Raw genomic sequence first — 25,084 nt, forward strand, 5'->3', positions numbered from 1 at the left:
CCCCTTACACGACAGGAGTCTCATTTGCCTACCGATTACCACCATGGCGTGCGCGTCATCGAAAAGAACGAGGGCACACGCCCAATCCGCACCATCAGCACCGCCGTCATCGGTTTGATTGCCACCGCCGAGGACGCCGACCCGGCTGTTTTCCCGCTAGACACGCCGGTCCTCTTGACCAACGTCATCGCTGCAGCGGGAAAGGCCGGCAAGAAGGGAACCCTGCGCCGGGTTCTGGACGCCATCGGCACCCAAACCAAGCCGTTCACGATTGTGGTGCGCGTGGCCGAAGGCAAGGACGAAGCGGAAACCACGTCTAACGTGATCGGCACCACCACTGCTAGCGGCAAGTACACTGGCATCAAAGCGCTGCTGGCTGCGCAAAGCCGCCTCGGAGTCAAACCGCGGATTCTCGGCGCGCCTGGCCTGGACACCAAGCCGGTCACAAACGCTCTGGTCAGCGTCGCTCAGCAAATGCGCAGTTTCGTCTATGCGGCCGCACACGGCTGCATGACCAAGGAAGACGCGGTCCTGTACCGCAAGGATTTTGGCCAGCGCGAACTGATGCTTATCTGGCCCGATTTTGTGAACTGGGACACTGCCACCAATGCCGAAGCGTCCATGTCGGCGGTGGCCTATGCCCTCGGCCTGCGCGCCAAACTGGATGAGGAGATCGGATGGCACAAGACGCTGTCGAACATGGTTGTCAACGGCCCGACCGGTATTTCCTCGGATGTGTTCTGGGATCTGCAGGATCCGGCGTCCGATGCCGGCTACCTGAACAGCAAGGAAGTCACCACCCTGATCAACAGCGGCGGCTTCCGCTTCTGGGGTTCGCGCACTTGCGAAACGCCGGAATTTTTCTACTTTGAGAACTACACCAGAACAGCGCAAGTGTTGGCCGACACCATCGCCGAAGCGCATATGTCCTATGCCGACAAGCCCCTGCACGCGTCGTTAGTAAAGGATCTGGTGGAAAGCATCAATGCCAAATTCCGCGACTTAGTCAAACAGGGTTATCTGATCGGCGGCAGCGCCTGGTGCGATGAACAATTCAACAGCAAAGAAAATTTAAAAGACGGCAAGCTGACCATCGACTACGACTACACCCCGGTACCGCCGCTGGAAAACCTCATGTTCCAGCAGCGCATCACCGACCGTTACCTGGCCGACTTCGTCGCCCAGGTCAATTCCTAATCCATCTGACCTGCATCGGAACCATCCATGGGACTCCCTAAAAAACTGAAGGACTTCATTCTCTTCGACAGCGGCAACGCCTATAAAGGTGAAGTGGCGGAAGTCACTCTACCCAAACTCTCCCGCAAGATGGAAGAGTACCGCGCCGGCGGTATGAGCGGCCCAGTGTCGGTCGATCTTGGTAACGAAGCCATTAACCTGGAATGGAGCGCCGGCGGTATTCTGATCGGCGCCTTGACCCAATACGGCGCCAGAAGCCACAACGCCACCCAGCTGCGCTTTGCCGGTGCTTACGAAAATGATGATGACGGCTCCATCTCGGCCGTCGAAATCGTCGTCCGTGGCCGGCACAAGGAAATCGACATGGGCAACGCCAAGGTCGGTGATGACACCACCCACAAATACACGACCGCCTGCAGCTACTACAAGCTGACCATCGACAACAAAGTCATCTTCGAATTCGACTTCATCAACGGCGTCGAAATCGTGGACGGCGTCGACCGCAACGCGGGCATCCGCCGTGCCATCGGCCTGTAACGCGGCAACGTTAACAGCACCCCCCTTTTTATTTTTCACTTTAAAGAGCACAACACCATGACCAAACAAGTACAAGCTGCCATTTCCTCAATCGCCGCCGGCGTCTATAAAACCGTACAACTGGATGAACCGATTGTGCGTGGCGACACCACCATAACCGAAATCCAGATCCGCAAGCCCAAGGCGGGCGAACTGCGCGGCCTGTCGCTGACCGAAGTCGGCAACCTCGATGTCTCCGCCCTACAACGCGTCTTGCCGCGTGTGACCGTGCCGACGCTCACCGCACAGGACGTCGCCAATCTGGACCTGGCCGACTTGATGGCGCTGGGCGCCGAGGTGGCCTATTTTTTGGTGAAGAAAGCAGATCGTCAGGCGGCTTACCTCAATTCGTAGAAGACGCCATGGCCGACATTGCAGTGGTGTTTCACTGGCCACCGCAGGCCATGGACGAATTGGAGTTGACAGATTTGATGGCCTGGCGCGAACGCGCCAGGGTGCGCAACGGAGCGGATGAGTAATGTATGAGTGACAAGCAGTTACGGTTACAAGTGGTGTTTGCCGCCCTGGATAAACTTACCGCGCCGTTGAAGAAGATCAGCAGCGAATCCACGGCGCTGGGTAAGGCGATGAAGGCGACCAATGACCGTCTCAAGGAGCTGAATACGCAGCAGCGTGACCTTGGCCGTTTCCGAGAGCTGCATAGCGGCCTCGGCACCACCACAGCCAAATTGCGGGACGCGCAGCAGCACGTCAATGCACTTGCCCGCCAGATGCAGCAAACGGCACAACCTACCCGCGCCATGACGCGGGAATTCAACGCCGCCGTCAAATCCGCCGGCAATCTGAAACGCGCCGGCCAGCAGCAAAGCGAACAACTACAGGTGTTGCGTGACCGGCTATCCGGCGCCGGCATCGGTGCCGGTAACCTCGGCACCCATGAGCGGCGGCTGCGCACCGATATCGCTGCCACCAATCTCCAGCTGGCCGAACAGCAAAAACGTCTGTCTTCCATCGCTTCACATCAACAACGCGTAGCCGGCGCCCGCCAGCACGCCGACAAGGCGCGTGCCGTCGCCGGCCATGTCGCAACGGCAGGCATTGGCGCCACAGTCGCTGGCGGCGTCATGGGCGTGCCGATCGTGGCCGGCGTTAAAGAGGCGAAGCACTACCAGACCGAACAGGCCCGTATCACCGGTCTGGGCCTGGGGCCCAAGGTCAGCGCCGACGCCGAGAAATACGCCCGCAACCTGCAAACCTACGGCACCAGCCATAACGAGAACCTGGAGCTGGTGCGCGACGCCATGTCCGTATTTGGCGATCTGCCGCATGCGCAGATGGTCGCACCCTTGCTGGCCAAGATGAAGTTCGGCAACAAGGCCATGTACGGCGAAGAGTCCGGCGCAGAGAACGACCGCAAGTTCATGGACATGCTGAAAGTGATCGAAACGCGGGGTGGCGCCAGCAGTTACGACAAATTCCACGAGCAAGCCAACATGGTGCAGAAGGTCATCTCTGCGACAGGCGGCCGCGTCGGCCCCACCGAATGGCTCAACCTCATTAAAACCGGCGGTATCGCCGCCAAGGGCCTGGACCAGAAGGCGTTTTACTTCGAGCTGGAGCCGCTGGTGCAGGAGTTGGGCGGCTTCGGCGTCGGTAACGGCCTCATGTCGAGCTACAACAATCTGTACCAGGGCCGCACCAGCAAGCGGGCCGCCATGAATCTGGACCGCCTGGGGCTGATTGGCGACCACACCAAGGTCAAACACGACAAGGTCGGCCAGACTTCCCAGCTCAATCCCGGCGCGCTGCTTGGCGCAGATCTGTTCAAGAAGAGCCAGTTTCAGTGGATGGAACAGGTCTTGCTGCCGCAGTTGGCCAAGCACGGCATTACCGAAGAAAAGCAGATCCTCGACACCATCGGCAGTCTATACACCAACCGCAAGGCCGCTGATCTGATGGCCAACATGGTGCTGCAGCGCGGCATGATCCACAAGAACATGAAACTGAACGCCGGCGCCTACGATATCGACCAGATCGACGCCCTGGGCCAACAACAAGCCAGCGGCAAAGAACTCAATGCCGCCGCCAAGCTGGCCAACTTGAAACTGACCATGGGTGAGAAGATCCTGCCGCTGTACATCCAGGGCATCGAGCTGGCGACCGGCGCCCTGACACGCCTGACCAGCTTCATGGAACGCAACCCGACTATCGCCAAAGCGATGATTGTGGGCCTGGGCGCCGTCGCCGCCATTCTGGTGGTACTCGGTCCCCTGATGCTGGGCCTGGCCGCCCTGATCGGCCCCTACGCCATCCTGACGGTATTGTTTGCCAAGATGGGTCTTTCCGGCGGCGTGCTGACGCCGATCCTGCGCGGTATCGGGTCAGCTTTCCTCTGGCTGGGCCGTGTTCTGCTGTTTGTTGGCCGTGCCTTCCTGTTCAATCCCATTGGCCTGGCCATCACTGCCATCGCAGTCGCGGCCTATCTGATCTACCGCTATTGGGAACCGATCAAAGGCTTCTTTGCCGGTCTCTGGTCCGAAGTCAAAGCAGCATTCGACGGCGGCATCCTGGGCGTCAGTGCATTGCTACTGAACTGGTCGCCGCTTGGTCTGTTCTACCAGGCGTTTGCCGGCGTCATGAGCTGGTTCGGCATCGACATGCCAGCCAAATTCACCGACTTTGGCACGAACATCATGCAAGGACTGGTCAACGGCATCACCGGCGCAATGGGCGCCGTCAAGACAACCATGTCGAACGTCAGCGACAGCGTGGTCGGCTGGTTCAAAGAAAAGCTGCGCATCCATAGTCCAAGCCGCGTGTTTGCCGAGCTGGGCGACTTCACGATGCAAGGTTTGACGGTCGGCCTGCAGCGCAGCGAAGGCGAACCACTCGGACAAGTCGGCGGACTGGCCAAGCGCCTGACCCAGCTCGGCGCCGGCATGGCCATCGGCGCGGCCACCATGCCGGCGCTGGCCTTCGATACCCGCCCGCCCATGGCGCCGCGTGCAGCGGGTGCCGGAATGGTGATCCAGGGCGACACCATCCAGATCACGATTCAAACAACGCCAAGCATGGACGAGCGTGCCATAGGCCGCGCCGTGGCGCAAGCCATGGAACAGCGCGACCGGCAGAAAGCGGCGCGGCTCCGTTCCAGCCTGTCCGACTACAACGAATAAGGAATTCACCAATATGATGATGGCCCTGGGCATGTTCGTCTTTAGCCTGCCGACCCTGGCCTACCAGGAATTACACAGGCAGACAGAATGGAAGCATGCGAGCACGTCACGCGTCGGCGCCCGTGACGCCCACCAGTTCACCGGCAAGGGTGACGACACGGTCACTTTGTCCGGTTGGATTGCCCCGGAACTGACTGGCAGCGTCTATTCGCTCGACGCGTTACGGCTGATGGCCGACACCGGAAAATCGTGGATCCTGATTCTGGGGACGGGCCGCATTCTCGGCTCCTTCATTATCACCAACATGACCGAGGGCCGCACGCACCTGGCGCAGGATGGCGACGCTGGCAGAATCGAATTCACCATCGCCCTAAAGCGTACCGACGAATCGGTGCTGGGCTTGCTCAACACCCTGGGCGACTTAGGCAGCATCAAAAACATGCTCAGCCTGGAAGGCATCGGCAACAGCGTGAACAACGCCATCAACACCGGCAGATCGACGCTAAACAACGTCACCAACAGCGTGCGGAGCTTGTTTTAAAGCACCGCGCAGTGTGATTTTTTATGAAAAGAGAGGAACAAAAATGCAACCACGTCCAGCGATTGCTTACAAAAAATTTGATGTAGAAGTTTTCAATTCGAAGCAAGGCACTCGTCACCCGCTAAACGACAGAGAGGTCTACGCATGGGCAATCCGCGTGCTGCAAACACTGGACGGATTAACCCATGCTGAAATCCGTCATGTCCTGCGACAGACGGACGTGGTACTCAACAATGCAACGATACTGGATTGTTCATCTAGCGATTTTCAAGAAGTCTTGAAAGAATACTGTCCCGCTTAGCCTCCATCATGTCGTAGGCCATGAACAGATATTTATCGATATCGTGACCATAGCCTTCCGCCACTTTGACGGCTTGAATTTCATGTGCCAGGGTCAGTGCTTGCGCTACCAATATTGCTTCGAGCAGTTCCGTGTTTCTATCCATTAGTGATTAGTGCTTTCTGTAAGGTGAATGAAAAATGCAGAATGAGAGTCTGCCAGGCCATTGTAAACAAACAGAAAGCATTTCATTGCCTAATTCACAATGACCTATCCAATACCCGCCTTTAAAATCACCCTCGACGACCAGGACATCACCGCCAAGTTTGCACCGGGCCTGGTCAACCTCTCATTGACCGAATGCCGTAGCGACAACGCCGATGAGTTGACCATCACCTTGTCCGATACAGACGGCCAACTCGCCATCCCGCCGAAGGGCGCCAGAATCAATGTGCAGATCGGCTGGGCCGATTCCGGCCTGGTCGACAAAGGTATCTTTACCGTAGACGAGATCGAGCATAGCGGCGCGCCGGATGTGCTGACCTTGCGCGCACGCACGGCAAGTCTGATTGATACTTTCCGGGAGGTACGCGAGGACAGCTACAGCAACACCACCCTTGGCGCCATCATCGAGCTGATCGCATTCAAGCAACAGCTCATGGCCGGCGTCTCCGATGCGCTGCGCAATATCCCTGTAAAACACATCGACCAGACCCGCGAGAGCGACGCCGCCTTCCTGCGCCGTCTTGGCAAAAAATACGATGCGGCCGCCACCGTCAAAAACGACACCTTGATCTTTGTGCCAGCGGGCCGCAGCAAGACCGCCTCCGGACAAGATTTGCCGGTGATCCAGATCACGCGCCAGCTGGGTGACAATCACCGCTTCCATAGCGCCGAGCGTGACAGCTACAGCGGCGTACGCGTGTTCTGGTATGACGAAAAGCACGGCCTGCGCCGCAGTGTGGTTGCGGGCTTGCCAGGCAACAGCAAGCGGCTGCGTACCACCTATGCCGACGAAGCCGACGCCCGCACGGCGGCGCTTGCGGAATGGGGCCGCATCCAACGTGGCACATCCAGTTTTGAACTATCGCTGGCGCTCGGCGTTCCGGCATTGATGCCGCAGTCGCCGGTAACGGTGATGGGATTCAAAGCCGCAATCGATAGCATGGATTGGCTGGCATCCAAGGTGACGCATAGCATCGGTGACGCCGGCTTTACCACGCGCATCGAGCTGGAGACGCGCACGGAAGAGGCCGAGGTCGAGCGTGAAGATGCGGTAGATCCGGATCCGGGCATTACCGGCGTGATTGCCAAATGGCGTAACGCGGTCACGAAAAAATCCGGTCAGGAAATAGCGCCGCTAACAGGTGAGGGTAAGCATGTGAAGCCGTTGGCCGGCGCGACTGGCAATCCGAAAACACTAAATCACATTTATGCCAGCAAACAGGCCGCCCGACGCGCAGCACAAGGGGAATGGGAACACATTGTGGCGCGGCGCGACATCATCAAGGAAAATAACGCTACTTAAGGGAGAGTCAGTAGTTATATATCTGCGACAAGCTAGAATGATTTTTCGTTCAATAATGGACGCATCATCAGGGAGAAAAAATGAAACCTATTGTTGAAGAAATACAGGCAATTTTAAAGTTAGTCATTGATTCGGCTAAGTTAATACTGGCAATCGGCGTAGTTCTCGTATTCGTATATTGTTTTTCTGAGGGGTTTTCGATTACCGGCCTTAGTATCAGTGACGTTTTTCTGTTCACCTATGTCGCATTTTCGTTTTCGGCAATTTATACCATCGGGATTATATTTGGCGGCTTCACAACGCTTTGGTTCATCAATGGCCTTGCTTGGCTCTTCAACAGACGGAAAAACAAGAAAAGCGAAGCTATTGTTTATCCTCTACTGACGGGATACAACACTGTCTCGTTGTTTCTATTTGTCCTCGCCGTGGCTGCAGGAATCTTACTTAAAGTTGATCCTGTGGGTAGACTTAATGCTGACTACAGCACAGCAATTTTTTATTTCATTTCTACTGGATTCTTTGTTTGTCTCATATTTGGTATCAGGATTACAGAGCCAGAAAATGCCCTCTCAAAAAAAATGGGAGTGCTAATTGTCCTGCTGGTCGCCATAGCGTATATAGTGCTTATTCACCCAGCATTACTCAATTTGACGATGAGTCAAATGGGGATCCGCTCTAAATCTTCAGACGTCATCTTACTGGACAGCGAAAGTTATAAAAAGACGATTTCTGTAGCTAAACTCTATGGCATTCCCGTCAAGGCATGTCAGATTCCCGGGCAATCAACTTGGGTTGTCGAGCACTTGAATGTGATTTGGAATTTTTTCGGTGATAAGAGTTATTTAGAGATATTTCAAGTGAATCAAAACACGGGAAATATTTTCAAAAGCAGACAGTTTTTTGTTCCTAAAACCGGAGTGGACATCATTCGGGGTGGTAATCAAGACCTGAGGTGTCCAATGTCCGATATTAAATAGCGTTGGTCGGCCAAGCCGAATGCTGTCAATTTGATATGCACTCCACATAACGTAAATTAACGAGCGTTGGATGATTCCGCTGATGCATTAAACTCGACTATTATGAATGTTTCAATTCCGGGGAGGGATAAGTGATAGCTGAAAAATGTTATTGGTTGCTATGTTTTGTTCCGCTAGAGACAACCCCCACGCCGAAGATATTTGGATTCGCAGAATTCATTGCCGCAGTGGCGTTGTTGGCCGTGGTCTACACGATTACTGACGTGCGTTATAAATTCAGAATTGCAGTGACTCCTGGTTGGATGTACATCAGCACTTTCTATTTGATTGGGGTCGTCGGCTTGCAAACACTTCTAACAGAAGTTTGGATGGCCGCTCACTGGTGGGTTCCCAAGACAGTTGATTGGCTCACTCGTACTACCTGGCAAGCTGCGTTTGGACTTCTGTTTCTTGGCACGTTCTTGACTTGGATGTATTACGCATTTATCCGCCCCCCTATTTTTGGGAGGCGCAACGCTGCTAGATTCGCGATGGAGCTGTATCGATATATTTTGCGGGGTAATGACGAAGAGCTTAAGGTGATCGCCAATGAATTGGCGAGATCCGCTGCTGCATTGATTAAACATTCGAGGGAAATAGTCCCTCCCCCGCATAACGAGAAAGAATCTGCAGCGACATCTTCAAGAAGGGCTAAGGCATGCGACTATGCTTTTGATATCTTACTACTGATTGCCAATCGCAAATTCTGTCGGCAAATTGTTGCCACGTCTCCAGTCACCGTGCTGGCATTCTTTCGCGCAATAACTGAGACTGGAAAATTTTCAGTCCCAGTGGGGCAATTTTCCCGCAACATTTCTAGCGAAGCGATTCTCCAAAAGGGTTCGTTCTTATATGGCGAGACAGAAGGATATGACTCCGGGCTTCTTGGGTATATAAAACCAGTTAGCCAAGCGCTTTACAGTAACTATGCACTGATAGAACAAGTGGGACGCACAGGCTCTTCTCCGTTAGATATCTACTATGACGAACAATGGACATGGGATGCCAAACAATGGGGAGGCTTCTGTCGCGCAGCACTCATTTCTTTGAAAGGAAGCTTTGTAACTGGATCGATAGCAGAACCTACGATGGTTTTGAATCGTGCCCTGAATTCGATGGAGTCAGCTTATCGGGATTTGCATCAATTAGATGGTAAGTCATTTGCATATGAAAGTGGTGTTGGTGCACAGCTTAGAACAATTGTCGATTTTGTGAAAAAAGCTATCGACATCCTCGAGCAAGCACCCAATCCACCGACGCCAATACGCCAGAGAAAAAACAAGCACATTGGCAAGAACATTTATGATCACATTGCCGATTTGCTTTACAACATTTGCCGCGCCGCAGCCGGTATGAAAGCGCCATCAAATGACAGTTGGTCAATTCAGTACGTGGTAGTTTGGAGTGCTATATTCGAACGCTTCGACAATCGACGTGTCCGGAAAATCATTCAATGCAAAGTCCGTCGTCTTTTGTACGACCAAATCGAGTATCTTGCGACCTTTCCCAACTACGAGGGGGCTGCTATTCTTGGCTATTGTCTCAATATGCTTGGGCTGACGTCGCCTGAAAATAGGAACGGGATATATAGAGTCAGTTACCCATTGACGAAAACAATTCATTCTTGGACCCGCCGGAATTATTTATGGCTGCAGAAAGAGTGTCCGGCAGTTGCCGATAATATTTTATGCGGCGACATCAGTTTTGAACGGGCACGTGACTACGTGAATCTCGAGGATGGTCTTCCGATGAATGTGCATGTTCCAAATCGATTGGTATTGACTGCAAGACACGGAATGAGCCGTGAACCTCGAAAGTACTATTTGAACCTTGACGTACCGGTCGCACCACCAATCAATATTAAATGAGGAAAAATGAGAGCTAAAGGTCAGACCTTCCAATGATGCGCTGGCGAAATCACAGATCGAGATCATCGGTTCAAGCTTGCGAGATCTTATTTATCATTGCAAAACCTGTTCCCACCGTTATCGAGCAGGACTAGTTGCCATTACTGGTGGAAAACGTAATCTTGGGCGGCGTCTCAATTAGATGATGACTCTTAATTCTTTTCGCAATCAACGCTGCGCTATCAATGGAAACTTCAATTTTTGTGAGCAAGGAAATTATTAAGAGAGTTTCGATAAACTTCGCTTTTTTTTCAATTTCGCATTCCTCCGGCTCGACTTCGTTGGCATGAGTCAAATCATTTCTCAGCTTGCATATGGGGCCGATGTTGGAGGGACCGTATATCCATTGCGAGAGAAGATCAGGAGAGATTTTTTTGATAAACCTAACTATACAACCTTCCGTGTTCAGCTTTGATCGATTTAGACCAACCAATCTGTTCAATAGCCGCTCAACATTCTTTCGATCACCAAAATGGCTGACTAGAAATGGTGTGGCTCGTTCAATCAAAGCTAAAAGCTTATTTTCTGACAAAAACGACTCTTCCTGAGAACAAAGTTTTTCCAATAAGCGAAAAAATCCCAAAAATCGCTCTTCCGGATTCTCCATTTCGCGGTACTTGATGTATTTTTTAAAGTGCATCTTTTCCGCAGCGGCCAAATTGAAATATATTGAAAATGAATCGAGTGGAAATTCTGGGAGACCAAAATGATCGATGCGCAAATTTCTCCCTAAAGGAAATAGCGGGAAGTCGCGATTACTATCTCTTGATATCGCACGTGGAAAATACAATGACAGACCCGGTATGCGTTCATGTAAAGTTGTGAGCTTAACCCTGTTTAGGTCTAGCGCCTTGCCTAGCAAAAATGAAAACAAGGTTTCTAGCTCATTGACATTTTCAATGATTTGATCTGCGGTTTTTTCTTCTTCGAAGGAAAGAGAAAGCGCTGGCGGATATCTCAATCCCAAGTTAAACGCTTCAACTGAGTGGTGCGTGGAAATACGATAAATGACGCGCAACTCGCCGAGAGCATCTATGGTTTTCTGAAATTCTGAGGGAAGAATTCCGTAACATGGAAAGAGCGTATTGTTAGTATGGTTGCCAACTATTTCGTCCTGGGTGTTCGTATATCCAACCCACTTGGCGATAGATGGAGAGTCGAGCTCAATCCCCAGAAATTTAACATTCCTAGAAATATGTGCACGACTGTAAATGACATGCGATATTCTGTATCGAATTTCGAAATGGGATACTGATTTCGGGTAGCGAGCAATGTGATGAATGTGGCCCCCTTCACCCTTAAGACCTAGTAGCAGAAGCGATCCCGAGAAACTATTGCAAGCGAGTTCACTTAACCCATCCATATCGAGGGTATGCTGGCGATCTTCCGAGATGTCCCCCCTAATGATCAGCGTACACCCCTCCGGAGCAAGCGATAACTCGCCGGCGAAATGGGTTCCATTGTTTTCTATCGTGACTATGAATTGATAACTTTGACTCAGATGGAGTTCGTCAGGAATTCTTTCCATGTTGCAGTTTTCCTATCCGATGTGGATGGTGATTCCCATGTATCTGACAACCCTACGGGCGCTCAGTGGAGCCGCGTCGCAATTGGGTCGCAGCGGCCCAATTGGTCACATTTCAGCATCGCGGCTATGTCGTGACTCTTCTCCCCAATAGGAATGTTTGCCCGGCCCATTCGAAAAACATACTCGATAACTGCCGTTTTGTCTTTTGATTACCGCACCAACAGAATAAAACTGGTTGGCGATTCTGCAGTAACTATCTGGCACTGCTGCGGCTGCTACTGGCGGTTGAAACACAGGCCAATTACCAGTCATCAGTGCTGCCATAAGCGTCATCGTTTGCAACTTAAAGGCCCGTCTCAAGCGTGGAGACGTGTGTGATAACTGCGCCTGTGATATTTGTTCTAACGCAGGCTTGAGAGCATCCAACGCTTGCGACGCCAACAGCACGTTGCCCATCACCAGCTGCCCGATTGTCGCGCCTTCAAATTCGCGCCAGCCGCAAAATCTACTCGCCCAATTTTTTTTTCGTCTTCTTGCCGCTCTTGCCGCCAACTTCAATATTCTGGTCGCCGGCAATATGCTGATCGCCCTGGGTAACGTGTTTTGCTTTGACCTTCCCAAGAAACTGACTACCACTTCGAGGCGTTGCAGTCGGCTTGCTAATTTCCGTTGACGTAGTGCCGACAACATCGAGCATGCCCAGCATATTCACTTTCCCACGCAAGTCCAGTTTGCGAAAACCGGACAGCAATTCTATTTCTTCCGGTGTCATGGCGCTGTTCGAACGCTGTCCAGTCAAAACGTACTGAATATCGCCGCCAGCTAGTGCGAGTGCGGCAAGCGCATCCCCGCCGGGTACTGCCTGACCACGTTCGTACCTGCTCGACATTTCTCTGCGCACACCCATTTGGTCTGCCATTTCCTGCTGGGTAAATCCTAGGCGATCTCGTTCTTCACGTAGTCGCTCACCACAATTCGCGTTAAAAGACACAATATTTCCTTGACTCTGTGCATTTAAGTGCACATAATTACGCCATCCCATAGCGATTACACATCATAACATCATGCAAATATTGCCCAAAATCACCCGGACAGAGAAAGGTGTCACGTCCCAGCCGCTAGGCATTCGACTGGCGCCGGCAGAAGTGACGGAAGTCGAACAATTTGCTTCCCGTCACTCGCAATCTCGCGCCCGCTTTCTGCGCTCTCTCATCCTGCGCGGCCTTGCCGACTACAAACGCGAATTTGCCTCCAATCAATAACCGATAAGGACGTTGCATGTATCCCGACATCAAAAGAATCCGCAATAACCGCATCATGGTGCGCATGGATCACTACGAGCTTGCCATCGTTGAATCCATCGCCAACTACCAGGGCGAGGCTGTTTCCACCATCGTCCGGCAGATGGTTATGAAGGAAGCAATGGCGATCATGGCCGAATTCGATAACGACAGTGTAAGCCGCCGCGTTGCCTAAACCAAGGCAGCAACAAGCAACTTATCAGCAACCGAAAAGCAGCCGAAAAATGCCAGAAGTCCATACGCCGTACGAAGACAAAGATGTCGATTTTCTGGAGACGCTTCGTCAGAAACTTGGATTGAGCGATATCGAACAGGTGACCGAGTGGCTGCTGAAATCACGGATACGCAAGCAGTCCCGCAACATCACCGGCAGAGGCCGCGCTATGCATCTGGTGGATCGGAAGCCGTCATGCGAGTAATCAGCATCCCTTGCCCCCATTGCCATCACCGCGTGCGCGCCGCCAAGAGCCGCACCATGTCGGACATGATGAAAGAGATCACCTATATGTGCCAGAACCCTGATTGCGGCCACGTCTTTGTGGCCAGCCTGGAAGTGCTGCGTACCTTGTCGATGTCGGCGATGCCGAATCCTGATGTGCGCATTCATGTTTCTCAGCATGTGCGCAATGCCTGCGCCAATCAACTGGCGTTGAAGCTGTGAGCTGCCTATGACGAAGACACTTCGTATCCTGTCGCCGCCGTAGTCCCAGCTAGTTCGTTTTACCTCTCGTTGTTACCTGCAGCGCCTGAAACAGGGCGTGTGGGATTCGTTCACCCTGAAATAAGGAAATCATCATGAACAAGCACTTTCATCGCCCCGCATTGACACCGTTATCTGGTGCAACTAGTACGTCGCACCGTGTATCAGCGCTTCCGGAAAATGGCGTCGTAACCGTTCTTTGGGTTGGATTGACCCTCCAGTTCGTCGACAAAATCCAGATTAACCAATTGATCGATAGCGTCCAAAAACTCTGTCAAACCGGTGATGCCGACGACGCGATAAATCACGTTCTTCTCGTTGCAGATGCCAACAATCATGCGCTCTTTCTTGACAGCGCTCATGCTTGCGGTCTCCGCCTCAAGGCGTTGCATCACACGTTCGTCGGTGGTGCCAATCTCGATGGCGGGAATAAGTGCAGTCTTCATAAATCCTTTCAGGTGGGTTCGGAGTCTCCGTTTTGGCCCCAGATCTCGGGGTACATCCGCAAGTATATCCGCAAATCATTGTTAAATTGTCATGTGGAAAGTTTGCGCTGATCATGATCAGAATTCCTCCCATCCTGGCGCCGCCGTAACACCGCTCTAATTCGCTTCATTCTCACTAGTTATCGACCTACAACGCCATCGCCATGGCGTGCGGGATTCGCTCACCCTGAAGAAAGGTAAACCATGTCTCAGCGACTATATTTCTGCCAACTGACACAAATCAAAGTCGGGCCGGTCAAGACGCTCCGCCATCCAGACCCGGCTATCGGGATCTACTCAACACAAAAAATCGTCTTCCATTTCGAGGGAGGAAATACGCAAGAATTGACGCTGGACCTTGAAACCGGCGCGCACGCCCTTGCACTGGGTGAATGCATCACCAATGCAGAGGTGAACGCATGAAAAAATTCCTTCTCGACCTCTGCGTTGTCTTCCTCGGCTGTGTCTTGATCATGGCTGGCCCGCTGTTGAGCGCCGCTGGTGTGATTGGAGGCTAAGCCATGGCCGGATTATCTCAACATGCGCACCAGGACATTGCACAAACGCACCTGCAGCACGCCTATGTCGTTCTCGCCGGCGACAAGGAAAGCATCCGCGCTGCGCATTGGCGGCGCATCTCGCCACGGGTACGCAAGATGATTATGTGGATGGCTAACCTGGACGCCAAGAAAAGCGAGGCTACCTTGCAATCGTTGAGCGCCTTAGAGCGCGGCAAGATGCATTGCGAGGCGCGCCGCCTCATCAAAGAACTGGAACTTGTCTTGCGCTGCGCACAGGGTGGTGAAGTGTCTAGCCAGTTTCCCGCGCCGGGCCACGAATCGGACGGCATCGCCGCAAAGCCATGAGTTACCGCTTTTACTCCACCGATGGCATCACCGGCCTGCCACGGCGCATGGGCCGCGCTTTGCGCGATCTGTTTGTCCGCGATGGCTATCAGAAGCACGAGCACAAGGTCGATGTCATTGACGAGATCTGGACTGAAGACCAATTGCTGCCGCTCGATGCCTCCGATGGCGCGATCTACCGCGCAGCCGACAGCGCCGCCCGCGAGTGCTATCAGCTCTGCGCCGACCTGCAATCGCTGGACGCGATAGTGTCAGCCATACGCGTGGTCTGTGATCGCCTGCAAGTGCCACCGCCGGCAGGCAAAGAAGAGGTCGAGATCATCCGTCGCGCCGTGGATAAGGCGTGGTGGCATCGCGGCATCCGCAAGGCGCATGCGCGCCGCTGCGAGCATATGGCGATACGTCTGGGCTTCACCCACTACCGAGCTGGCCCCTACGTCAGCAACGAAACGGCTTATCGCCAGCGGCGCCGCAATACGCAGAATGCCAAGTTGCTGGCCTCCATCGAATTGCAGAACGAGAAGGGCCAGGTCTACAGCCTGGAAGCGCTGGCCGCATTGGGGACAGCCAACAAATCAATCCGCAAGGGCGAGTTGATGACGCGCATCCGCGGCTTCGAGGAAATTGCCTTTGATCTGGGCCACGTCGGCGTCTTCGCCACCATTACAGCACCGTCGAAGTACCACGCCGTATTGAGCAAGAGCGGCCAGGCGAATCCCAAGTACATCGAATTTGGGGAACCTACGCCACGCGATGCCCAGGCATACCTGTGCGACGTGTGGAAGTGCATACGCTCCAAGCTGCATCGAGATGGTATTCATGCCTATGGCTTTCGCATCGCCGAACCGCACCACGATGGTTGCCCGCATTGGCACATGCTGATGTTTGTGCCGCCAGAGCACCAGGAACGCTACGAGGCGGTCATTACTGCCTATGCGCTGCTGGAAGATGGTAACGAGCGCGGCGCAGAAAAGAACCGCGTGAAACTGGTACGCATTGAAGCCGGTAAAGGCACTGCTGCCGGCTACATCATCAAGTACGTGTCCAAAAACGTCGATGGTGAAAACCTCAATGAGCACTATGTGATCGAAGACGGCCGCAATCACATTGTGGCCGAGGATCTGGTCGGCGACGAATTGATCACGCCGAGCCAGCGCGTGTGCTATTGGGCGCAGACCTGGGGCATCCGGCAATTTCAGCAAGTCGGCGGCGCACCTATCGGCCCATGGCGCGAATTGCGGCGGGTCAAGAGTGAAGTGCTGATCCATGCGCCCGAGGCAGTTAAAGCGGCGTGGGACGCTGCACAGAGTATCAAGGCCACCGAGGTCAACATTGTGGACGGCAAGCGCGTCGAGATCGTCAAGACCATTAAGCAAGCCTCTTTCCGCGACTACCTGCGGGCACAGGGCGGTCCCTTGGTCGGACGTAAGGGCATCGTCAAGATCGCCAAGCGCACCACCATTGTAGAAGGCAAATACGCGACCTATGAGACAGAGAAGCCATGCGGGATCTATCACGCATGGAATCCGAACGCGGTGTATGAATCGGTCCGTTATCAGTGGGCCGTTGTCGGCGCCACGCGTGCTGTTGCCTTTGACGTACCTTGGACTGGTGTAAATAACTGTACGCATAAATCGAAGAAAAGGATTTCCACTTCGGTTTTAACGCTGGAAGAATCGGCAGCCATTGCCGTCCGGCTTGCCAAATTCATCGAAAAGAATCCGCAACCCGCTTATCAGCCGACCGACTGGTCCGCTATCGAGAAAAAATCCAAGGATCTGGAGCGGGAAACCAAGGATTTCGCGGACGCCAGCAACGGCGAACGGGAACGCATGGGCAAGCTGGAGACAGCCGCATACGACAACAACGACATGACAGCCAGGAAACGTCTGGTTGCGATCTGGGCCGCGCTCCACGCTTGCCCTTATCCACGAATTTTTATGACTGAAAGCGACTTGTGAAGATGCTCAACGAAATACAAATGGCCCCCGTAGCGGTTCTCTTCGCTAGAGCAGACAGCATCTATAAATCAATTTCCGGCTGTGACGTGTGGGACATCGAACGCGATGCACTGAGCTGGCCTGGCGGCGCGCCCGTTATTGCTCATCCTCCATGTCGAGCATGGGGACGGCTGCGCCATATGGCAAAGCCTAGAGCCGGTGAGAAGGAATTGGCACTTTGGGCAGTTGACCAGGTGCGCGCCTTTGGAGGCGTACTAGAACATCCGACCGGTTCGCGATTATGGCTAGAAAAACCCCTTCCCGAGCCAGGCAAACAGGACAAATTCGGCGGCTGGACATTACCAATACACCAGCATTGGTTCGGCCATAGGGCAGAAAAATCGACACTGCTCTATATCTGCGGATGTACGCCGGCTCAAATCCCCGATCTGCCTCTCGTTCTCGGTGAAGCGCAATTCGTCGTCGACACAAGCGGGCGACGGCGGGACGGCTCTCGGTGCAAAACAAAAAGAGAGATTACCAAGGCCGAAAGAGAGCAAACACCATTTGAGCTTGCGACTTGGTTGTGTGAACTAGCAAAGCGCTGCTCTAGCCAACAAAAATTTAACATTATTCCTAACTAGGACGACCTATGAAAATACTCATGCATCAATGCTTGAACCTATTGCTGCTGGCCTCCGTCGTCGGCATCGAACAGGTTACGGGGCGGCTCCTCCAAAGTGTCAATATCCGCTTTCGGCGCGTGATGTCATTCGCGCTGGCGTTACTGATTTTCGCCGTGCTGCTGGTCGGATTGATCCTGGGAGCCTTCCATGATTAAGGCAGATCAAGCCAGGCTCGTCGCAGTACATGACAGAGTCACATTCGACAGCGATGAAGGTATCCAGGCTGGCTACGTCAATGGCATGCGCCGGGATGTGGGTAACGGCGAAATGCACGCCTGGGTCGAAATCGACCATCAGTGGCCAGGCGTCTTCCGCGCCGTACCTGTGGCGGCCATCCTGACTTCTGAGCATGTCGGGCCACCTTCGACCGCTTGGTTCGCGATTGATTGGGTCGATGGATGCGTACCAGTTATCGCCACGCTATCCGTATGAGCATGTTTCTCGGCACAGCAGAGCTAACTGCTTTGACAAATAGAAAACGTAACCATGCTCAACGTGCAGTCATGAACGCTCTCGGAATTCAACACAAGGTGCGACCAGATGGAAGCCTTGCAGTCCTTAGAGCACACGTAGAAAAGGAATTCGGATTGTCGACTACCACAACAAATGAGAAAAAAATTCGTGAACCAAACTGGGGAGCATTAAATGCCACGCGCTCGTAATCCAGAAAATCGGGGATTGCCCGCTCGTTGGCGCTTTACCCATGGCGCTTATTATTACCAAGTGCCACCTGGACAGGAAACGGCGTGGGATGGAAAGCGAACATTTAAGTTGGGTTCAAAATTGCCGGAGGCCTACAAGGTTTGGGCGGAACGCATCGGAGTCATCGAAAACGCCAGCTCCATTGGCGCGCTTCTGGACCGTTACATGCTAGAAGTCGTCCCTCGCAAAGGGGTAACGACGCAAGCGCACAATAAGGTCGCGGTCAGGCCGCTGCGCGCTGTATTTGCAGACACTGCCCTGCTCGATCTAAAGCCACGCCACGTCTATCAATATATCGAAAGGCGTGCCGCCAAAATATCAGCTCGTCGTGAAATAGAACTACTTTCGCATGCGTTTACAAAGGCCGTCGAATGGGGATACATCGACCGGCATCCATTCAAAGGCGAAGTACGCTTTGAAGGGGAAAAAGCGCGAACGCGCTATGTTGAAGATTGGGAGGTGATCGAATGTCTTGCCCTTACGTCAAAACGGAAAACTGGCAGCGTCTTGGCAGTCCAGGCCTACATTCGTTTGAAGCTGCTTACTGGCATGCGCCGCGGAGATCTACTTCGACTAACATTACCAGACCTACAGGAAGACGGTATTCACGTAACGCCGCACAAAACATTAAACAGTACTGGCAAGCGATTAATTATTGGCTGGTCTGAAGAGGTACGAGAAGCCATAGAAATGGCAATCGCCGCACGCCCGGCAAAAATATCACCGTATATTTTCTGCAACAGATCGGGTAAATGTTACTTCAACGAAAAAACCGGACGTGCGGGTGGTTGGGATTCAATGTGGAGTGGATTTAGTGCACGCGTCCTGGACGAAACCAAAGTTCAGCAAAAATTTACGGAACACGATTTGCGGGCAAAGTGCGCAAGTGACGCCTCAAGCCTTGAACACGCTAGGGCGCTGCTGGCTCATGCCGATAGCCGACTTACCGACCGTGTCTATCGTAGAAAGCCTGAATTCGTCGCGCCACTTCGGTAACGTATACAGGATTTAATAGTACAACCTGTATCTATAGTACAAATGAAAAGGCCTCCCGCTCGGGAGGCCTTATAAACACTTGGCGGAGAGAGGGGGATTCGAACCCCCGATAGGCTATGAACCTATACACGCTTTCCAGGCGTGCGACTTCAACCACTCATCCATCTCTCCTGCTTGTACAACAGCGCTTCGTGCAATTTGAATTTCACGAAGCCGCGTATTATAGCAACAAATCGGCAGGAAATCGAAGTTTCTGTTTCAAGCAGTCAATTTCTCTGAATCCATCGATAAAATGCAGCTTTATCCTGCAACTCCCGCCAACTTCCCTATTTTTCCTGATATCAAGAAACTACCGCGCAAGAAATTATTGCGCTTCCTTGAGCTGATCGAGGATGGCCGGGTTTTCCAGGGTGGAAATGTCCTGGGTAATCTCCTCCCCTTTTGCCAGGACGCGCAACAAGCGCCGCATGATCTTGCCGGAACGGGTTTTCGGCAGGTTGTCGCCGAAGCGGATTTCGCGCGGTTTGGCGATCGGGCCGATCTCCTTGGCGACCCAGTCGCGCAGCTCCTTGGCGATTTGCTTGGCTTCGTCGCCAGTGGGGCGGCTGCGTTTGAGGACGACGAAGGCGCAAATGGCTTCGCCGGTGGTGTCGTCCGGCTTGCCGACAACTGCGGCTTCGGCCACTATCGGATTGGCAACCAGCGCCGATTCGATTTCCATGGTGCCCATGCGGTGGCCGGAGACGTTCAGCACATCGTCGATGCGGCCGGTGATGGTGAAATAACCTGTGTCTTTGTTGCGGATGGCGCCATCGCCGGCGAGATACAGCTTGCCGCCAAATTCGGGCGGGAAGTAGGCGCTCTTGAAGCGTTCCGGATTGTTCCAGATGGCGCGGATCATGGATGGCCAAGGACGCTTGACAACCAGGATGCCGCCGTGGCCGTCCGGTAGTTCGTGCCCTGCTTCATCGACGATCACAGCCTGGATGCCTGGCAGCGGCAAAGTGCATGAACCCGGCACCAGTGGGGTTGCGCCCGGCAGCGGCGAAATCATGTGGCCGCCGGTTTCGGTTTGCCAGAAGGTATCGACGATCGGGCAACGTTCGCCGCCGATATGCTTGTGATACCACATCCAGGCTTCCGGATTGATGGGTTCGCCGACTGAGCCGAGCAGGCGCAATGACGACAGATCGTATTTGGATGGATGGATATTCTGGTCGGCGTCGGCAGCCTTGATCAGGGAGCGGATCGCAGTTGGCGCGGTGTAGAAAATCGTGGCCTTGTGCCGTTGCACCATATCCCAGAAGCGTCCTGCATTTGGGAAAGTCGGCACGCCTTCAAAAATGATTTGCGTGGCGCCGACTGCGGTCGGACCATAGGCGATGTAGGTGTGGCCGGTGATCCAGCCGATGTCGGCGGTGCACCAGTAGACATCGTCGGGCTTGATGTCGAATACCCACTTCATGGTCAGCGCAGCCCACAGCAAATAGCCGCCGGACGAGTGCTGCACGCCCTTCGGTGTGCCGGTGGAGCCGGAGGTATACAAGATGAACAGCGGATGCTCGGCGTCAACCCATTCCGGCTCGCACGTGTCGGCTTGCGATGCGACCAGTTCGTGCAGCCAGAGATCGCGGCCGGAGACAAAATTGATGTCGCCGCCGGTGCGCTTGTAGACCACTACGTTTTTAATAGTGTCGCAACCGCCCAGCGCCAGTGCTTCGTCGACGATAGATTTCAACGGGAGGCGTTTGCCGCCACGCGCCTGTTCATCTGCAGTAAGCACGGCGACTGCGCCGGCATCGATGATGCGCTCTTGTAGCGATTTGGCGGAGAAACCGCCGAACACCACCGAATGGGTGGCGCCGATGCGGGCGCAGGCTTGCATGGCGACGACGCCTTCGACTGACATCGGCATGTAGATGACGACGCGGTCGCCCTTCTTGATGCCCAGCGATTTGAGGCCGTTGGCGAACTGGCAGACTTTTTTGTGCAGTTCCCGATAGGTGACTCTGGTGACGTCGCCGCCATCGGTTTCGAAGATGACCGCGACTTTGTCGGCATTACCGTTTTGCAAATGCACATCGAGACAGTTGTAGGAGACGTTCAACTTGCCGTCATCGAACCATTTGTAGAAAGGCGCGTTTGATTCATCCAGCACCTTGGTGAATGGCTTGTGCCATTGCACGTGTTCACGGGCCAGGCGGCCCCAAAAGCCCTCATAGTCCTGCTCGGCCTCGGCTACCAGCGCGCTGTAGGCGTCCATGCCGGAGATTGCGGCGGTCTTGGCAAATTCTGCCGGGGTGGGGAAAACGCGGGTTTCCTGCGAAAAGGTTTCGATGTTGGCCATGCCAGTCTCCTGCTTTTAATAGTTGCGGGTAAAAATATACGTTTTCACTTACTCGGTCCTTACATGCCGACCGGTCCCAGTTTTGCTGCTAGCGCTACCAGCGCGCTGCAATCAGCTATCATCGCATATTCGGCTCAATTCATCATCGCGCGGCGCACATGCATTCCACAAAATCCCACACCCGGTCTTACGTCTATCTGGCTCTGGCCATGATGCTGGTCGGCGCCAATATCGGTTTCGGCAAGGCGATTATCGGTGTGATGCCGGTGGTAGTGTTCGGCCTGCTGCGCTTCGTGATTGCGGTGATTGTCATGGCGCCGCAATTTTTCAAAGGGGCGCCGCGCATGGCGGGGCATGAATGGCTGACACTGTTCGGCCAGGCATTCTTCGGCACCTTTCTGTTCACGCTGTGCATGCTGTATGGCGTGCAGCACACGACGGCGACTGCGGCTGGCGTGATTACCAGTACCTTGCCGGCGGCAGTGGCGATCCTGTCGCGCCTGATCCTGAAAGAAAGACTGCAACCGCGCACGCTGGCCTCTATCCTGCTGGCGATCGCCGGCATTGCCGTGCTTAACCTGAGCAAGGCCGATGACGGCGATACCTCCGTGATCGGCAACCTGTTCGTGATGGCGGCGGTGATCTGCGAAGCCACCTACGTGGTGTTGTCCAAGCGCCTGACGCAAACCCTGTCGCCGATGCGGATTACCGCTTATAGCCATCTGTTCGGCTTGCTGCTGATGCTACCGTTTGGCGTGGCCGCGGCCTGGTCTTACGATTTCAGCCAGGTCACGGTGGGCATGTGGTCGCTGATCGTCTGGTATGCGGTGGCGGCCAGCGTGATCGCGTTCTGGCTGTGGCTGACCGGCACCAAGCACGTGCAGGCCAACGTGGCCGGTATCTTTACCGCCCTGATGCCGCTGGCTGCAGCCTTCATCGGCGTGGTGTTTTTGCATGAGAGCCTGAGCTGGGCGCACTTTGTGGCGTTGGGGCTGGTATTGACGGGAATCGCGGTGGCCAGTTGGCCGCAGGGCATGAAAGCAGTCCGGGGAGTGTAAAATAGCGACGCCTTATTAATCTCGGCGTAATTCCACTGCACCTCCCAAATAATACCAATGAGCAATATTCAACCTTCTGTAGCCAAAAAAACCATCGGTCTCCTGCCGAACCTGATTTTCATGAGTCGCTGGCTGCAGTTACCGCTGTATCTGGGCCTGATCCTGGCGCAGTGCGTCTACGTATTCCATTTCTGGGTTGAACTGACCGACCTGATCGGCGCTGTGTTCGGCAATGCCTCGTCGCTGGAGCATATCCTGGACGCAGTCACCATCGACGGCGCCGTGCGCCCGACCAAGCTGACCGAAGCCACCATCATGCTGGTGGTGCTGGGCCTGATCGATGTGGTGATGATTTCCAACCTGCTGATCATGGTGATCGTCGGTGGTTATGAAACCTTTGTCTCGCGCATGAATCTGGAAAACCATCCGGACCAGCCTGAGTGGCTGTCGCACGTGAATGCATCCGTGCTGAAGGTCAAGCTGGCGATGGCGATCATCGGTATCTCCTCGATCCATTTGCTGAAAACTTTCATCAACGCCAACTCCTACGACGTCAAGACGCTGGTCGCCCAGACCGGGATCCACATCACGTTCCTGCTGTCGGCGCTGGCGATTGCCTGGTGCGACCGCATCATGACCGCGACCCAGGCCGGACAGGATCACTAACCGCATGACCCGCACCACCCCTTTGCCATTTTCTTACCAAGAATCTTAAAGAGAACCGCCATGACCACCCTAGCCACCCTGACCACGATCAAGCAAGACGATCTCATCGAGTCGGTAGCCGCTGCACTCCAGTACATCAGCTATTACCATCCCGTCGACTACATCCAGCATCTGGCCCGCGCCTACGAGCAAGAACAGAATCCGGCGGCGAAAGACGCGATCGCACAGATCCTGACCAATTCGCGCATGTGCGCCGAAGGCAAGCGGCCGATCTGCCAGGACACCGGCATCGTCAACGTCTTCCTGAAGATCGGCATGGACGTGCGCTTTGAAGGCTTCAAAGGTTCGATCACCGATGCGGTCAATGAAGGCGTGCGCCGCGGCTACCTGAACCCGGACAACATGCTGCGCGCCTCCATCGTGGCGGACCCGCAGTTCGAACGCAAGAACACCAAGGACAACACGCCGGCCGTCGTACATATGGAACTGGTGCCGGGCAACACGGTGGATGTACAGATCGCAGCCAAAGGCGGCGGCTCGGAAAACAAGACCAAGTTCGTGATGCTCAATCCTTCCGATTCGCTGGTCGACTGGGTCATGAAGACCGTGCCGACCATGGGCGCCGGCTGGTGCCCGCCGGGCATGCTCGGTATCGGTATCGGCGGTACTGCGGAACGGGCGATGCTGATGGCCAAGCAAGTGTTGATGGAAGATATCGACATGTACGACTTGCTCAAGCGCGGCCCGCAAAACAAGACTGAAGAACTGCGGATCGAACTGTTCCAGAAGGTGAATGCACTGGGCATCGGCGCACAGGGCCTAGGCGGCCTGACCACTGTACTCGACGTCAAGATCATGATGCATCCAACCCATGCGGCTTCCAAACCGGTGGCGATGATCCCGAATTGCGCGGCGACCCGTCACGGCCACTTTGTACTGGACGGCTCCGGCCCTGCCTACATGGAACCGCCATCGTTGTCGGAATGGCCGGAAGTGCATTGGGTGCCGGATACCGAGAAATCGAAACGGGTTGATTTGAATACCCTGACCAAGGAAGAAGTCGCATCCTGGAAACCGGGCCAGACCTTGCTCTTGAACGGCAAGATGCTGACCGGTCGCGATGCCGCGCACAAGCGTATCCAGGAGATGCTGGCCAAGGGCGAAAAGCTGCCGGTCGATTTCACCAATCGCGTGATCTATTACGTCGGCCCGGTCGATCCTGTGCGTGATGAAGTGGTGGGACCAGCCGGCCCGACTACCGCTACCCGCATGGACAAATTCACCGACATGATGCTGGAGCAAACCGGCCTAATCTCGATGATCGGCAAATCGGAACGCGGCCCGACCGCGATCGAATCGATCAAGAAGCACAAGTCGGCTTACCTGATGGCGGTGGGCGGCGCGGCTTACCTGGTGTCGAAAGCAATCAAGTCGGCGCAAGTGCTAGGCTTTGCCGACCTGGGTATGGAAGCGATCTACGAGTTCGATGTGAAAGACATGCCGGTAACGGTGGCGGTCGATTCCAACGGCATCTCGGTGCACAACACCGGACCGAAGGAATGGCAGGAAAAGATTGCCCACGCAGCACTCTCCAAAATCCCGGTAACCACCCTCTGATCCGTCAATC

The 25,084-nt window shown here is 54.3% G+C and carries 30 protein-coding genes and 1 tRNA gene; 24 read left to right on the forward strand and 7 right to left on the reverse strand.

Going from position 1 to position 25,084, the window contains the following annotated elements; genetic code table 11:
• Window positions 1–24: 24 nt before the first annotated feature.
• The 6 genes from LT85_RS19035 to LT85_RS19060 are packed head-to-tail and all read left to right on the forward strand — an operon-like array spanning window position 25 to window position 5,451.
• On the forward strand, window positions 25–1,197 hold the full coding sequence (locus LT85_RS19035) for a phage tail sheath protein (RefSeq protein WP_038492025.1): 1,173 nt from the start codon (window positions 25–27) through the stop codon (window positions 1,195–1,197).
• Window positions 1,198–1,224: 27 nt separating this feature from the next.
• Entirely contained in the window at window positions 1,225–1,734 is a 510-nt protein-coding gene (locus tag LT85_RS19040) for a phage major tail tube protein (RefSeq protein WP_038492028.1), read from the forward strand.
• Between the two features lie 57 nt (window positions 1,735–1,791).
• Window positions 1,792–2,127 (forward strand): phage tail assembly protein, encoded by a 336-nt coding sequence (locus LT85_RS19045; RefSeq protein ID WP_052135317.1) that lies wholly within the window; start codon window positions 1,792–1,794, stop codon window positions 2,125–2,127.
• An 8-nt stretch (window positions 2,128–2,135) separates the two neighbouring features.
• Complete coding sequence (locus LT85_RS26160) at window positions 2,136–2,252, forward strand: GpE family phage tail protein (protein ID WP_038492031.1); 117 nt, start codon at window positions 2,136–2,138, stop codon at window positions 2,250–2,252.
• Window positions 2,253–2,255: 3 nt separating this feature from the next.
• Window positions 2,256–4,910 (forward strand): phage tail tape measure protein, encoded by a 2,655-nt coding sequence (locus LT85_RS19055; protein WP_038492034.1) that lies wholly within the window; start codon window positions 2,256–2,258, stop codon window positions 4,908–4,910.
• Between the two features lie 13 nt (window positions 4,911–4,923).
• Window positions 4,924–5,451: a phage tail protein gene (locus LT85_RS19060; RefSeq protein WP_038492037.1), complete on the forward strand. Its 528-nt coding sequence runs from the start codon at window positions 4,924–4,926 to the stop codon at window positions 5,449–5,451.
• 257 nt (window positions 5,452–5,708) lie between these two features.
• Here LT85_RS19060 and LT85_RS19065 read toward each other — a convergent pair whose 3' ends face one another.
• Window positions 5,709–5,897, reverse strand: a complete 189-nt coding sequence (locus LT85_RS19065; RefSeq protein WP_038492039.1) for a hypothetical protein — start codon at window positions 5,895–5,897, stop codon at window positions 5,709–5,711.
• A 99-nt stretch (window positions 5,898–5,996) separates the two neighbouring features.
• Here LT85_RS19065 and LT85_RS19070 point away from each other — a divergent pair, with 99 nt between their 5' ends.
• From LT85_RS19070 to LT85_RS26980, 3 genes are all read left to right on the forward strand, one after another.
• Window positions 5,997–7,259, forward strand: coding sequence for a contractile injection system protein, VgrG/Pvc8 family (locus tag LT85_RS19070; protein WP_038492043.1), 1,263 nt, complete (start codon window positions 5,997–5,999; stop codon window positions 7,257–7,259).
• Between the two features lie 80 nt (window positions 7,260–7,339).
• A complete protein-coding gene (locus LT85_RS19075; protein WP_038492048.1) occupies window positions 7,340–8,236 on the forward strand; it encodes a hypothetical protein in 897 nt (298 codons plus the stop codon).
• Between the two features lie 131 nt (window positions 8,237–8,367).
• Window positions 8,368–10,143, forward strand: coding sequence for a hypothetical protein (locus tag LT85_RS26980; protein ID WP_216595025.1), 1,776 nt, complete (start codon window positions 8,368–8,370; stop codon window positions 10,141–10,143).
• Window positions 10,144–10,273: 130 nt separating this feature from the next.
• On the opposite strand, the gene LT85_RS19085 is transcribed toward LT85_RS26980, so the two are convergent.
• The 3 genes from LT85_RS19085 to LT85_RS25590 all read right to left on the reverse strand — a co-directional run bounded on the left by LT85_RS19085 (window position 10,274) and on the right by LT85_RS25590 (window position 12,701).
• Entirely contained in the window at window positions 10,274–11,710 is a 1,437-nt protein-coding gene (locus LT85_RS19085; protein WP_038492050.1) for a hypothetical protein, read from the reverse strand.
• 105 nt (window positions 11,711–11,815) lie between these two features.
• A complete protein-coding gene (locus tag LT85_RS26710; RefSeq protein ID WP_172657007.1) occupies window positions 11,816–12,166 on the reverse strand; it encodes a hypothetical protein in 351 nt (116 codons plus the stop codon).
• 49 nt (window positions 12,167–12,215) lie between these two features.
• Complete coding sequence (locus LT85_RS25590) at window positions 12,216–12,701, reverse strand: helix-turn-helix domain-containing protein (protein ID WP_172657008.1); 486 nt, start codon at window positions 12,699–12,701, stop codon at window positions 12,216–12,218.
• A gap of 73 nt (window positions 12,702–12,774) precedes the next feature.
• Here LT85_RS25590 and LT85_RS19095 point away from each other — a divergent pair, with 73 nt between their 5' ends.
• The 4 genes from LT85_RS19095 to LT85_RS19110 are packed head-to-tail and all read left to right on the forward strand — an operon-like array spanning window position 12,775 to window position 13,672.
• A complete protein-coding gene (locus LT85_RS19095) occupies window positions 12,775–12,972 on the forward strand; it encodes a hypothetical protein (protein WP_038492053.1) in 198 nt (65 codons plus the stop codon).
• Window positions 12,973–12,988: 16 nt separating this feature from the next.
• Window positions 12,989–13,186 carry a hypothetical protein gene (locus LT85_RS19100; protein ID WP_038492056.1) on the forward strand — a complete coding sequence of 66 codons (198 nt, stop codon included), beginning with the start codon at window positions 12,989–12,991 and terminating at the stop codon, window positions 13,184–13,186.
• 49 nt (window positions 13,187–13,235) lie between these two features.
• Entirely contained in the window at window positions 13,236–13,430 is a 195-nt protein-coding gene (locus LT85_RS19105) for a hypothetical protein (RefSeq protein WP_038492058.1), read from the forward strand.
• Window positions 13,421–13,672 carry an ogr/Delta-like zinc finger family protein gene (locus tag LT85_RS19110; protein WP_081992550.1) on the forward strand — a complete coding sequence of 84 codons (252 nt, stop codon included), beginning with the start codon at window positions 13,421–13,423 and terminating at the stop codon, window positions 13,670–13,672. Before LT85_RS19105 ends, LT85_RS19110 begins: the two co-directional genes overlap by 10 nt.
• 203 nt (window positions 13,673–13,875) lie before the next feature.
• Here LT85_RS19110 and LT85_RS19115 read toward each other — a convergent pair whose 3' ends face one another.
• Complete coding sequence (locus LT85_RS19115) at window positions 13,876–14,157, reverse strand: hypothetical protein (RefSeq protein ID WP_038492061.1); 282 nt, start codon at window positions 14,155–14,157, stop codon at window positions 13,876–13,878.
• Window positions 14,158–14,400: 243 nt separating this feature from the next.
• Here LT85_RS19115 and LT85_RS19120 point away from each other — a divergent pair, with 243 nt between their 5' ends.
• The 8 genes from LT85_RS19120 to LT85_RS19145 all read left to right on the forward strand — a co-directional run bounded on the left by LT85_RS19120 (window position 14,401) and on the right by LT85_RS19145 (window position 19,386).
• Window positions 14,401–14,619: a hypothetical protein gene (locus LT85_RS19120; RefSeq protein ID WP_038492064.1), complete on the forward strand. Its 219-nt coding sequence runs from the start codon at window positions 14,401–14,403 to the stop codon at window positions 14,617–14,619.
• Window positions 14,620–14,717: 98 nt separating this feature from the next.
• Window positions 14,718–15,062, forward strand: a complete 345-nt coding sequence (locus LT85_RS19125) for a hypothetical protein (RefSeq protein ID WP_038492067.1) — start codon at window positions 14,718–14,720, stop codon at window positions 15,060–15,062.
• Window positions 15,059–17,023: a replication endonuclease gene (locus tag LT85_RS19130; protein ID WP_052135319.1), complete on the forward strand. Its 1,965-nt coding sequence runs from the start codon at window positions 15,059–15,061 to the stop codon at window positions 17,021–17,023. Before LT85_RS19125 ends, LT85_RS19130 begins: the two co-directional genes overlap by 4 nt.
• 2 nt (window positions 17,024–17,025) lie before the next feature.
• Complete coding sequence (locus tag LT85_RS19135; RefSeq protein WP_253273768.1) at window positions 17,026–17,646, forward strand: hypothetical protein; 621 nt, start codon at window positions 17,026–17,028, stop codon at window positions 17,644–17,646.
• Window positions 17,647–17,654: 8 nt separating this feature from the next.
• Window positions 17,655–17,843 carry a hypothetical protein gene (locus LT85_RS26715; RefSeq protein WP_156117582.1) on the forward strand — a complete coding sequence of 63 codons (189 nt, stop codon included), beginning with the start codon at window positions 17,655–17,657 and terminating at the stop codon, window positions 17,841–17,843.
• A complete protein-coding gene (locus tag LT85_RS19140; protein ID WP_038492071.1) occupies window positions 17,836–18,120 on the forward strand; it encodes a hypothetical protein in 285 nt (94 codons plus the stop codon). The genes LT85_RS26715 and LT85_RS19140 overlap by 8 nt, the downstream gene beginning before the upstream one ends.
• Before the next feature lie 2 nt (window positions 18,121–18,122).
• Window positions 18,123–18,350 (forward strand): DUF4224 domain-containing protein, encoded by a 228-nt coding sequence (locus LT85_RS26165; RefSeq protein WP_081992819.1) that lies wholly within the window; start codon window positions 18,123–18,125, stop codon window positions 18,348–18,350.
• Window positions 18,334–19,386, forward strand: a complete 1,053-nt coding sequence (locus LT85_RS19145; protein ID WP_081992552.1) for a tyrosine-type recombinase/integrase — start codon at window positions 18,334–18,336, stop codon at window positions 19,384–19,386. The genes LT85_RS26165 and LT85_RS19145 overlap by 17 nt, the downstream gene beginning before the upstream one ends.
• Window positions 19,387–19,466: 80 nt before the next feature.
• Here the strand turns inward: LT85_RS19145 and LT85_RS19150 are convergent.
• Together LT85_RS19150 and acs are read right to left on the reverse strand one after the other, a co-directional pair.
• Window positions 19,467–19,557, reverse strand: a tRNA-Ser gene (locus LT85_RS19150).
• A 193-nt stretch (window positions 19,558–19,750) separates the two neighbouring features.
• Window positions 19,751–21,733 (reverse strand): acetate--CoA ligase, encoded by a 1,983-nt coding sequence (acs, locus tag LT85_RS19155; protein WP_038492074.1) that lies wholly within the window; start codon window positions 21,731–21,733, stop codon window positions 19,751–19,753.
• Between the two features lie 158 nt (window positions 21,734–21,891).
• Between acs and LT85_RS19160 the strand changes: the two genes are divergently transcribed.
• The 3 genes from LT85_RS19160 to LT85_RS19170 all read left to right on the forward strand — a co-directional run bounded on the left by LT85_RS19160 (window position 21,892) and on the right by LT85_RS19170 (window position 25,074).
• Window positions 21,892–22,791, forward strand: a complete 900-nt coding sequence (locus LT85_RS19160) for a DMT family transporter (protein WP_052135320.1) — start codon at window positions 21,892–21,894, stop codon at window positions 22,789–22,791.
• Window positions 22,792–22,848: 57 nt separating this feature from the next.
• Window positions 22,849–23,457 (forward strand): YqhA family protein, encoded by a 609-nt coding sequence (locus LT85_RS19165; protein WP_038492080.1) that lies wholly within the window; start codon window positions 22,849–22,851, stop codon window positions 23,455–23,457.
• 78 nt (window positions 23,458–23,535) lie between these two features.
• Window positions 23,536–25,074 (forward strand): fumarate hydratase, encoded by a 1,539-nt coding sequence (locus tag LT85_RS19170; RefSeq protein WP_038496836.1) that lies wholly within the window; start codon window positions 23,536–23,538, stop codon window positions 25,072–25,074.
• Window positions 25,075–25,084 lie beyond the last annotated feature (10 nt).

The sequence above is a fragment of the Collimonas arenae genome (assembly GCF_000786695.1).
Lineage (GTDB): Bacteria > Pseudomonadota > Gammaproteobacteria > Burkholderiales > Burkholderiaceae_D > Collimonas > Collimonas arenae_A.